Consider the following 10,624-nt stretch of genomic DNA (forward strand, 5'->3'; position numbering starts at 1 on the left):
GCGCGCACTTCCTGCATATTGGATTTCACCTTTTCCAGCAGCGCGTCGTTGGGGGCGATCACCACCACCGGCATGTCCTCGTCCACCAGCGCCAGCGGGCCGTGCTTGAGCTCGCCGGCCGGGTAGGCTTCGGCGTGGATGTAGGAGATTTCCTTCAGCTTGAGCGCGCCTTCCAGCGCGATGGGGAAATGCAGGCCGCGGCCCAGGAACAGCGCATTGTCCTTGGCGGCGAACTTGTCGGCCCAGGCCTTGATCTGCGGCTCCAGGTTCAGCGCGTGCTGCACGCTGCCCGGCAGGTGGCGCAGTTCGTCCAGGAAGCGCGCCTCGTCGGCTACGCTGACCTTGCCGCGTACCTTGCCCAGCGTCACCGCCAGCGCGAACAAGCCCACCAATTGGGTGGTGAAGGCCTTGGTGGAGGCCACGCCGATTTCGGCGCCGGCGCGGGTGAAGAACACCAGTTCGCTGGCGCGCGGGATCGCGGATTCGCGCACATTGCAGATAGACAGCGCGTAGCGGTGGCCCAGTTCCTTGGCGTATTTCAGCGCTTCCATGGTGTCCAGCGTCTCGCCGGATTGGGAGATGGTGGTCACCAGGTAGTTGGGGTTGGCCCAGGCGTCGCGGTAGCGGTATTCGCTGGCGATTTCCACGTCGCACTGCACGCCGGCGATGGTCTCGATCCAGTATTTGGCGGTCAGGCCGGCGTAGTAGCTGGTGCCGCAGGCCAGGATCTTGACGCCTTCCAGCTGCGGCAGCACTTCGCCGGCGCGCTCGCCGAACAGCTCGGGATTGAAGCCGTAGTCCTGCACCGCGTCTATGGTGTCGGACAGCGCCTTGGGCTGTTCGTGGATTTCCTTCTGCATGAAGTGGCTGTACGGGCCCAGTTCCAGCGAGGCCAGCGATACGTCGGACACGTGCACCGGGCGCTGCGCCGGCTGGTCGTCCTTGTCCAGCAGTTCCACGCCGTCGCGGGTCAGCCGGCCGATGTCGCCCTCTTCCAGGAAGATCACGCGGCGGGTGGCGGACACGATGGCGGAGACGTCGGAGGCGATGAAGTTTTCGCCGTCGCCCAGGCCCACCAGCAGCGGGCAGCCCATGCGCGCGCACACCAGTTCGTCCGGGCGGTCCACCGCGATCACGCCGATGGCGTAAGCGCCGGTCAGCTCGCGGCTGGCGCGCTTGACCGCGTCGAACAGGCTGGCGCCGGCCTGGTAGTAGTGATGCACCAGGTGGGCGATGACTTCGGTGTCGGTCTGGGATTCGAAGGCGTAGCCCAGGCTTTTCAGGCGCTCGCGCTGCTCTTCGTGGTTTTCGATGATGCCGTTGTGCACCACGGCGATCTTGCCGAAGGATACGTGCGGGTGGGCATTGGGTTCGGTGACGCCGCCATGGGTGGCCCAGCGGGTGTGGCCGATGCCCACTTGCCCTTGCAGGCTTTCTTCCGCCGCGGCGTTTTCCATCTCCGCGACGCGGCCGACGCGGCGCACGCGACGAATGGCGTCGCCGGCCAAGACCGCCACGCCGGCGGAGTCATAGCCGCGATATTCCAGCCGCTTCAGGCCGTCCACCAACACCGGAACCACATTACGCGCCGCGATGGCGCCGACAATGCCGCACATTACTTTCTCCTTGGACTATCAGTGGGCGAGGACGCGCAGATCAGCGCAATGCCCTTCGCCTGAATTTGGGTTCTGGCCTCCGCCGACAAGGCGTCGTCGGTCACCAGGGTATGGATGCGCTCCCACGGCAATTCCAGATTGGGGATGCGCCGGCCTATCTTTTCCGATTCCACCATCACGATGACTTCGCGCGCCACTTCGGCCATCACCCGCGACAAGCCCACCAGTTCGTTGAAGGTGGTGGTGCCGCGTTCAAGGTCGATGCCGTCGGCGCCGATGAACAGCTGATCAAAATCATAGGAACGCAGCACCTGCTCCGCCACCTGGCCCTGGAAGGATTCGGAATGCGGGTCCCAGGTGCCGCCGGTCATCAGCAGCGTGGGTTCGTTCTCCAGCTCGCGCAGCGCGCCGGCCACGTTCAGGGAGTTGGTCATCACCACCAGGCCGCGCTTATTGCCCAGCAGCGGGATCATCGCGCTGGTGGTGGTGCCGCTGTCTATGATCACGCGGTTGTGGTCGCGGATGCGCTCGGCGGCGGCGCGGGCGATGGCTATCTTTCGTTTTGAAACCTGTTCCGCGTCTTCCTCAACCACCATCTCCGACGGCAAGGACACCGCGCCGCCGTAGCGGCGCAGCAGCAGGCCGCCGGTTTCCAGCAGGGCCAGGTCTTTGCGTATGGTCACTTCGGAGGTGGAGAAACGCTTGGTCAGCTCGTCCACGCTGACCTCGCCGCGTTCCTGCACCAGGGCGGCGATGGCGTGACGGCGTTGCTGAGTGTTTCGCTTGGTCATTTTATGTTTCGTTTCGAAAGTTTTGCGATGATAGCAGCGCAATTTCTAGCACGCAAGCGGCCCCATCAGGCCCAGCCGCCGCATCCGCGACACCAGCGTGCTGCGCGCCAATCCCAGTTGCCGCGCGGCGGCGGACACATTGCCCTGATGCGCGGCCAGCGCGGCCTGGACCTGCTCGGCTTCGCGCGCGCGCAGCTGGCCGCGCAGGCCGCCGTCGGCGCGCGGCGTGACGTCCGGCACGCCCGCGTGCAGCGCGATCCGTTCCAGCCGCGCGCCGCCGTCGTGCAGCAGCAGGCTGCGGCGCAGGATGTTTTCCAGTTCGCGCACATTGCCGCGCCAGTCGTGCGCCAGCAGCGCCGCTTCGGCTTCCGGCGCCAGCTGCGTCACCACGGGCTTGAGCTCCGGGGCGTGGCGGGCCAATAGTTCGCGGGCCAGCAAGGGCACGTCGCCGCGCCGGTCGCGCAGCGCCGGGATATGCACATAGCCGACGTTGAGCCGGTAGTACAGGTCTTCGCGCAAACGTCCCTGCGCCACCGCCGCCTGCGGTTCCTGGTTCAACGCCGCGATCAGCCGCACATTGGCCAGCAGCGATTGATGGCTGCCCAGCGGCTGGTAGCTGCCGTCCTGCAGCACGCGCAGCAGCTTGCCCTGCAGCTGAATCGGCATGGAGTTGAGTTCGTCCAGGAATAGCGTGCCGCCGTCGGCCTGGCTCAGCAGGCCCTTGCGGTTTTCCGCGCCGGTGAACGCGCCGCGGACGGTGCCGAACAGCGTGCTTTCCAGCAGGGTGTCGGGGATGGCCGCGCAGTTGATGGTGAACAGCGGCCGGCTGCCGCGCGGGCTCAGCGCGTGCGCGCGCCGGGCAAACAGCTCCTTGCCGGTGCCGGTCTCGCCATAGATCAATATCGGCAGCTCGCTGGCGGCGAAGACGTCCAGCCAGGCGATTTGCTGGCGCATCTGCGGATCGGCGGTGGCGATGCGGGGCACGTCGGCATCCTTGCCGCGCTGGTTGGGCATGTGGCGCAGTTGGCGGCCGATCTCGATCGCGCCCAGCCGTTCGCCGCCACGGCCCGTCAGCGGCACGGCGGTGTGCAGATAGGGAATGGCCTGGCCGTCCGGGCCGATATAGGACTGGCAGACATCGGTGAAGCGCGCGCCGCGCTCCAGGCATTGCAGCAGGGTGCTGTCCTCCCGCGTCAGCCAGGGGTTCTGTTCCAGCACATGCTTGCCAATGACTTCGTCGGCGTCCACGCCGTCCATGCGGGCGCTGGCCGAGTTGTAGTAGACGAAGCGGCCGTCGGCGTCGACCACGGTGGCCGGCCGGTCCAGCGTATCCAGCACCGGCCGCAGGCAGGCCACCAGCCAATCCAGTTCTTCGTTCACGCCCATCCTCCTTTCGCGCCTCTCGCCCAGCGCTCCGCCCGAGCGGATTCGCCGTTGCCATTGACCAATATTCGCCATATTGCGCCAGCTTCCACACCATGTCTCGCCAGTTTGGTCACCAAAAATCGTCAATTAACCAAACTGCCTGCCGCTCACCCTGGCCGCCAACGCAAAAACCCCGCGCCTTCACACCGCTGTGGCCGATTTCGGCGCGCCGGCGGCACACAAGCTTGACCGTGGTCAAACAAAAGCGGCGGCCGAAGCGCCGCGGCTGGCACGCTAGTTGCAATTAAGCAGGCGATATCCCCAACCAAGCATCAGGAGATCGCAATGTTCAAGCACATCATCGCCCGCACCCCTTGCCGCGGATTGGTCAATGGCATTTCCTCCAGCAATCTGGGCAAGCCCGACTACGCCAAGGCGCTGGAACAGCACAATGCCTATATCCGCGCGCTGCAGACTTGCGGCGTGGACATCACCATCCTGCCGCCGGCCGAGGACTTTCCGGATTCGGTGTTCGTGGAAGATCCGGCGCTGTGCACGCCGCATTGCGCCATCGTCACCCGGCCGGGCGCGGACAGCCGCCGCGGCGAAGCCAGCTTGATGGAGCCGGTGCTGCGCCGCTTCTATCAGCAGGTGGAATCCATCCAGGCGCCAGGCACGCTGGATGCCGGCGATGTGATGATGGTGGGCAGCCATTTCTATATCGGCGAATCGGCCCGCACCAATGCGGAGGGCGCGCGCCAGTTGATCGCCATCCTGGAGAAGCACGGCATGAGCGGATCGGTGGTGCGGCTGGAGAAGGTGCTACACCTGAAAACCGGCCTCGCCTATCTGGAAAACAATAATCTGCTGGCGGCCGGCGAATTCATCACCAAGCCGGAGTTCCAGAAGTTCAACATCATCGCCATCCCGGAAGAGGAGTCCTATGCCGCCAACTGCATCTGGGTGAACGGCAAGGTCATCATGCCCTCCGGCTACCCGCACACTCGCGACCGCATCGCCGCGCTGGGCTATACGGTGATCGAAGTGGACACTTCCGAATACCGCAAGGTGGATGGCGGCGTCAGCTGCATGTCGCTGCGCTTCTAAGAACCTGTTTACGATCTCGCGAGCTAGGGCGAGACAAGACGGAAACGAGCGAAAAAGCGGAATGTACACCTGGTACATGAGCACTGAGATCGGTTTCAACGCCGTATCGCCGACGCGTGGCAGATCGTAAACACCTTCTAAAGCCGCCGAGCGCATGAAACCCGGGGCGCGCCGAGCGCGCCCCGCATCTGGGGGAGAACAGAAATGACTCAAGCCGCGGATAAAAAGCTGGGGGTGGTGCCGCTCACCGCGCTGGTGGTGGGCGCCATCGTCGGCAGCGGCATTTTCAGCTTGCCGCAAAACATGGCGGAAGGCGCAGGCGCCGGCGCCATCCTGATCGCCTGGGCGATCACCTTCATCGGCATGCTGGCGCTGACGCGCATTTTCCAATGGCTGTCCATCAACCGCCCCGATATCGGCGACGGGGTCTACGGCTATGCCCGCAACGGCTTTGGCGATTACTTGGGCTTCAACGCCGCCTGGGGCTATTGGATATCGGTGTGGGTGGGCAATGTCGGTTATCTGGTGGTGATGTTCAGCGCGCTGGGCTCCTTTCAGGCGCTGGGTTTCTTCGGCGACGGCAGTTCCCTGCCGGCGCTGCTGTGCGGCCTGTTGCTGCTGTGGACGCTGCACGGCTTCGTGCTGCGCGGCGTGCAGTCGGCCAGCTTGCTGAATCTGATCGTCACCATCGCCAAAATCGTGCCCATAGGCCTGTTCGTGCTGTGCGTGGCGCTGGCGTTCAAGGTTCAGACTTTCCGCCTGGACTTCTGGGGCGGCGCTTCCTTGGGCGGCGTGGGACAACAGGTGAAGAACACCATGCTGTACACGGTATGGGTGTTCCTGGGCATAGAATGCGCAACGGTCTACGCCAGCCGCGCCAAGGATATGCGCACGGTCAGCCTGGCCACGGTGCTGGGCTTCGGCATCACCATGCTGTTGCTGGTTTGCGTGTCGGTGCTGTCGCTGGGAGTCTTGCCGCAGGCGGAACTGGCGGCGATGAAGAACCCGTCGATGGCGGCGGTGCTGGAGCACGCCGTGGGCCCGTGGGGCGGCGCGCTGATCAATATCGGGCTGATCCTGTCGGTGGCCGGCGCCTTGCTGGCCTGGACGCTGATTTCGTCCGAGATGCTCTACCTGGCCGCCCGCGGCGATCAGCACACCGCGCCCGCCTGTTTCGGCAAGCTCAACGCCAAGGGTGCGCCCGCCAACGCGCTGTGGCTGACCAATGGGCTGATCTCGCTGTTCCTGATCATCAATCACCTGAACAACGCCGGCTACAATCTGCTGATCCAGCTGGCGTCCGCGATGGCGCTGATACCCTATCTGCTGTGCGCGGCGTTCAGCCTCAAGCTGGCGTGGTCGGCGCCGGCGAGAACCGCCCGCCTGCTGAGCCTGACGCTGCTGGGCACCCTCTACGGCGCCTGGCTGATCTACGCCGGGGGGATGAAGTTCCTGCTGCTGTCGATGATTCTTTACGCGCTGGGCCTGCCGTTTTACCTGCGCGCGCGGCGCGAGCGCGGGCTGCCGGCGTTTTCCTGCCGGCTGGACAGCGTCCTCGCCGCCGGCGTGGCCGCGCTGGGCGCGCTGGCCATCTGGTCGCTGGCGGCGGGATAGCGGCCGGGCTATTCAGCCGGCCGCCACAACGAAGGCTGAGCGGTTCAGCCCTTCTTCTGCGGACGCTTCCAGCCCGGCACCGTGACCTGGCGCGCGCGCGCCACCGTCAGTTCGCCGGCCGGCGCGGTTCGGCTGATCACGGAACCGGCGCCTATGGTGCTGTAGGATTCCAGCGTCACCGGCGCCACCATCAGGGTGCCGGAGCCAACGAAGACATGATCGCCGATCACGGTCTTGAATTTGTTGACGCCATCGTAGTTGCAAGTCACCGAGCCGGCGCCCACATTCACCTTGCCGCCGATCTCGGCGTCGCCGATATAGCTCAGGTGGTTGACCTTGGAGCCCTCGCCTATCGTGCTCTTCTTCACTTCGACGAAGTTGCCGATATGCACATGGCCGGCCAGTTGCGCACCGGGACGCAGCCGCGCGTAAGGCCCGATCCGGCATCCCTCGCCCACCACCGCGTCTTCCAGATGCGAGAACGGCGCGATCTTGGTACCGGCGGCCACTTTGACGTTCTTCAACACGCAATGCGCGCCGATTTCCACCTGCTCGCCCAGTTCCACCGTGCCTTCGAACACGCAGCCCACGTCTATGCTCACGTCCATGCCGTGGCTGAGTTCGCCGCGGATGTCGATGCGCGCCGGGTCCGCCAGCGTGACGCCGGCCTCCAGCAAGGCTTGCGCCTGATTGCGCTGCAAGATGCGCTCCAGCTCGGCCAGCTGCACCTTGTTGTTGACGCCGGCCGCTTCCCAGCTGGCGTCCACGCTGGCGCTGTCCACGCTCACGCCGTCCGCCACCGCCAGGGCCAGCACATCGGTCAGATAGTATTCGCCCTGGGCGTTGCCGTTGTTGAGCGCGGCGAGCCAGCCGGCCAGCCGCGCATTGGGCAGGGCCATCATGCCGGTATTGATTTCGCGGATCGCCAGTTGCTCCGGCGTGCAGTCCTTGTGCTCGACGATGGCCTGGAGCTTGCCGTCCGCGCCGCGCACCATGCGGCCATAGCCGCTGGCGTCGTCCAGCACGTCGGTCAGCACCGCCATGCCGGCGCCGGCGGCGTCGGACAAGCGATGCAGCGTGTCCGCCTTGGTCAGCGGCACATCGCCGTACAGCACCATGGTCTTGCCGTCCCGCGGCAGGTGCGGCAAGGCCATCTTCAGCGCGTGGCCGGTGCCCAGTTGCTCGGCCTGTTCCGCCCAGATCAGGTCCGCGTCCGGGATGGCGGCCCGCACTTGCTCGCCGCCGTGGCCGTACACCACGATCAGCCGCGCCGGCTTCAAGGCGCGCGCGGTGCGGATCACCCGCGCCAGCATCGGCTCGCCGCCTATGGGGTGCAATACCTTGGGTTTGGAGGAGTACATGCGCTTGCCCTTGCCGGCAGCGAGAATGACGATGCTGAGACTATCCATGGTTTTTTCACGACTCGAAAAACGGAAAAAGGCTGCCACTTGCGTGGCAGCCTACTATACACGATTACATCTCTTATCAGTGGGCGCGCTTCTTGAGGAAATCCAGCGCCTTCAACTCCGCGATGGCCACTGCCAGAGCAGCGTGCGCCTTCGCGGTGGAGAGGTCGTCGGTGGCGCGCTTGAGGGAATCCTCCGCAGCGCGTTTTGCCTCATTGGCGCGGGCCTCGTCGAGATCCTCGCCGCGAATCGCCGTATCGGCCAGCACGGTGATCAGGCTGGGCTGCACTTCCATCATGCCGCCAGACACTGCCACCAGAACTTCTTCGCTGCTGCCCGGCACTTTCAGACGCAGCACGCCGGGCTTGATACGGGTCAGGAGCGGCACGTGTTGGGGATACACACCGATCTCGCCTTCGGTAGCCGGCGCAACCACGAACTCAGCTTCGCCGGAGAAGATCATTTGCTCGGTGCTGACCACTTCCACACGCATCTTGGACATCAGCCCTCTCCTTAGTTAAGGGTCTTGGCTTTCTCGGCAGCTTCTTCGATCGAACCCACCATATAGAACGCTTGTTCCGGCAGATGGTCGTACTCGCCAGCGAGAATGGCCTTGAAACCCTTGATGGTTTCGCGCAGCGGCACGTATTTGCCCGGCGAGCCGGTAAATACTTCAGCCACGTGGAACGGCTGGGACAGGAAGCGCTGGATCTTACGGGCGCGAGCCACGACCAGTTTGTCTTCCTCGGACAGTTCGTCCATGCCCAGAATCGCGATGATGTCGCGCAGTTCCTTGTAACGCTGCAGCGTGGACTGCACGCCACGGGCTACCGTGTAGTGCTCGTCGCCTACCACCAGCGGATCCAGCTGACGCGAGGTGGAGTCAAGCGGATCCACCGCCGGGTAGATACCCAGCGAAGCGATGTCGCGCGACAGAACCACGGTGGCGTCCAAGTGGGCGAAGGTGGTCGCCGGGGACGGGTCGGTCAAGTCATCCGCAGGCACGTATACGGCCTGGATGGAGGTGATCGAGCCATCGCGGGTCGAGGTAATGCGCTCTTGCAGGCGGCCCATTTCTTCCGCCAGCGTCGGCTGATAGCCCACGGCGGACGGCATACGGCCCAGCAGAGCGGACACTTCGGTACCGGCCAGGGTGTAGCGGTAGATGTTGTCCACGAAGAACAGCACGTCGCGGCCCTTGCCGCTTTCGTCCTTCTCGTCGCGGAAGTGCTCGGCCATGGTCAGACCGGTCAGCGCCACGCGCAGACGGTTGCCCGGCGGCTCGTTCATCTGGCCGTACACCATCGCCACTTTGTCCAGTACGTTGGAGTCCTTCATCTCGTGATAGAAGTCGTTGCCTTCACGAGTGCGCTCACCAACGCCGGCAAACACGGACAAACCGGAGTGTGCCTTGGCGATGTTGTTGATCAGTTCCATCATGTTCACGGTCTTGCCCACGCCGGCGCCGCCGAACAGGCCCACTTTGCCGCCTTTGGCGAACGGGCACAGCAGGTCGATCACCTTGATGCCGGTTTCCAGCAGGTCGGTGGCGGGGGACAGTTCGTCGAACTTCGGAGCGGGCTGATGGATGGCGCGGCGAACATCGGTCGCTACCGCGCCGGCTTCGTCCACCGGGTTGCCCAAGACATCCATGATGCGGCCCAGGGTGGCGCTGCCCACCGGCACCGAGATCGGTGCGCCGGTGTTGATTACGCTCATGCCACGCTTCAGGCCGTCAGAGCTGCCCATGGCGATGGTGCGCGCTACGCCGTCGCCCAGCTGCTGCTGGACTTCGAGCGTCAGGTCGGCATCAACCAGCTTCAGGGCATCATAAACCTTTGGCATGGCGTCGCGCGGAAACTCCACGTCGATCACCGCGCCAATGATTTGTACGATTTTACCTTGGCTCATTATCGGTTCCTAAACATTAAACTTTTTCAGTCTGCGACGGCTTACACCGCTGCGGCGCCTGCCACGATTTCAGACAATTCGGTAGTGATCGCCGCCTGACGCGCCTTGTTGTACACCAGGCGCAGTTGCTTGATCGTGTTACCGGCGTTGTCCGTGGCGGATTTCATCGCCACCATGCGGGCAGCTTGCTCGGAGGCCATGTTCTCGGCCACGGCCTCGAACACTACCGACTCGATATAGCGTTTGACCAGGAACTCCATCACGGCAAGCGCGCTCGGCTCGTACAGGTAATCCCACGAGTGCGAGTGCTCCACCACCATGTGTTCCGAGGTCAGCGGCAGCAGCTGTTCAGTCGCCGGCTCCTGCTTCATCGTGTTGATGAAACGGGAGTAAACGATGTAGAGCGCGTCCAGTTCGCCTTCGGCGTACTGCTTGAACAGCACCGTAAGCGGGCCAATCAGTTTTTCCATCTTCGGCACATCGCCGAGCTGGGTTGCGCTGGCCACGACGTTGAGGCGCGCGCGCTGGCATGCGGCCAGGCCTTTCTGGCCCAGGCAGCAGACATCCACTTCGATGCCCTGGTCCTGCAGACTCTTGACTTGGGCGAAGAAGCGCTTGAGCGTGTTCACGTTCAAGCCGCCGCACAGGCCCTTGTCGGAGGTCATCAGGATGATGCCGGCGCGTTTGACTACGTCGCGGCTTTGCAACAGCGGGTGCTCAAGATCCGTGTTCGCCTGAGCGAGGTGCGCCATGACTGTGCGCACCTTCTCGGCGTAAGGACGGGCAGCGCGCATACGCTCTTGCGTTTTGCGCA

9 protein-coding genes are annotated in these 10,624 nt (G+C 64.3%); 2 read left to right on the forward strand and 7 right to left on the reverse strand.

Going from position 1 to position 10,624, the window contains the following annotated elements; genetic code table 11:
• The 3 genes from glmS to ACE3QM_RS22290 all read right to left on the reverse strand — a co-directional run.
• The coding region (gene glmS, locus ACE3QM_RS22280) for a glutamine--fructose-6-phosphate transaminase (isomerizing) (RefSeq protein ID WP_374424966.1) at positions 1-1,616 on the reverse strand (1,616 nt) is incomplete at its 3' end.
• Positions 1,616-2,407: a DeoR/GlpR family DNA-binding transcription regulator gene (locus ACE3QM_RS22285; RefSeq protein WP_048410101.1), complete on the reverse strand. Its 792-nt coding sequence runs from the start codon at positions 2,405-2,407 to the stop codon at positions 1,616-1,618. The genes glmS and ACE3QM_RS22285, both read right to left, overlap by 1 nt.
• 45 nt (positions 2,408-2,452) lie before the next feature.
• On the reverse strand, positions 2,453-3,787 hold the full coding sequence (locus ACE3QM_RS22290) for a sigma-54 interaction domain-containing protein (RefSeq protein ID WP_374424969.1): 1,335 nt from the start codon (positions 3,785-3,787) through the stop codon (positions 2,453-2,455).
• A 330-nt stretch (positions 3,788-4,117) separates the two neighbouring features.
• On the opposite strand from ACE3QM_RS22290, the gene ddaH reads away from it, so the two are divergent.
• The gene (gene ddaH / locus ACE3QM_RS22295; protein WP_048410043.1) at positions 4,118-4,879 is read left to right on the forward strand and encodes a dimethylargininase; all 762 of its coding nucleotides are present in this window, start codon (positions 4,118-4,120) and stop codon (positions 4,877-4,879) included.
• A gap of 204 nt (positions 4,880-5,083) precedes the next feature.
• Positions 5,084-6,493, forward strand: a complete 1,410-nt coding sequence (locus ACE3QM_RS22300; RefSeq protein WP_048410042.1) for a basic amino acid/polyamine antiporter — start codon at positions 5,084-5,086, stop codon at positions 6,491-6,493.
• 44 nt (positions 6,494-6,537) lie between these two features.
• Here ACE3QM_RS22300 and glmU read toward each other — a convergent pair whose 3' ends face one another.
• From glmU to atpG, 4 genes are all read right to left on the reverse strand, one after another.
• The gene (gene glmU, locus ACE3QM_RS22305) at positions 6,538-7,902 is read right to left on the reverse strand and encodes a bifunctional UDP-N-acetylglucosamine diphosphorylase/glucosamine-1-phosphate N-acetyltransferase GlmU (protein ID WP_374424972.1); all 1,365 of its coding nucleotides are present in this window, start codon (positions 7,900-7,902) and stop codon (positions 6,538-6,540) included.
• A 76-nt stretch (positions 7,903-7,978) separates the two neighbouring features.
• Positions 7,979-8,401 carry a F0F1 ATP synthase subunit epsilon gene (locus tag ACE3QM_RS22310; protein WP_019103740.1) on the reverse strand — a complete coding sequence of 141 codons (423 nt, stop codon included), beginning with the start codon at positions 8,399-8,401 and terminating at the stop codon, positions 7,979-7,981.
• 11 nt (positions 8,402-8,412) lie between these two features.
• Positions 8,413-9,810 carry a F0F1 ATP synthase subunit beta gene (atpD, locus tag ACE3QM_RS22315; protein ID WP_048410023.1) on the reverse strand — a complete coding sequence of 466 codons (1,398 nt, stop codon included), beginning with the start codon at positions 9,808-9,810 and terminating at the stop codon, positions 8,413-8,415.
• Between the two features lie 41 nt (positions 9,811-9,851).
• The coding region (gene atpG, locus ACE3QM_RS22320) for a F0F1 ATP synthase subunit gamma (RefSeq protein ID WP_374424975.1) at positions 9,852-10,624 on the reverse strand (773 nt) is incomplete at its 5' end.

The sequence above is a fragment of the Chromobacterium sp. genome, assembly GCF_041912965.1.
GTDB classification, from domain to species: Bacteria; Pseudomonadota; Gammaproteobacteria; order Burkholderiales; family Chromobacteriaceae; genus Chromobacterium; species Chromobacterium aquaticum.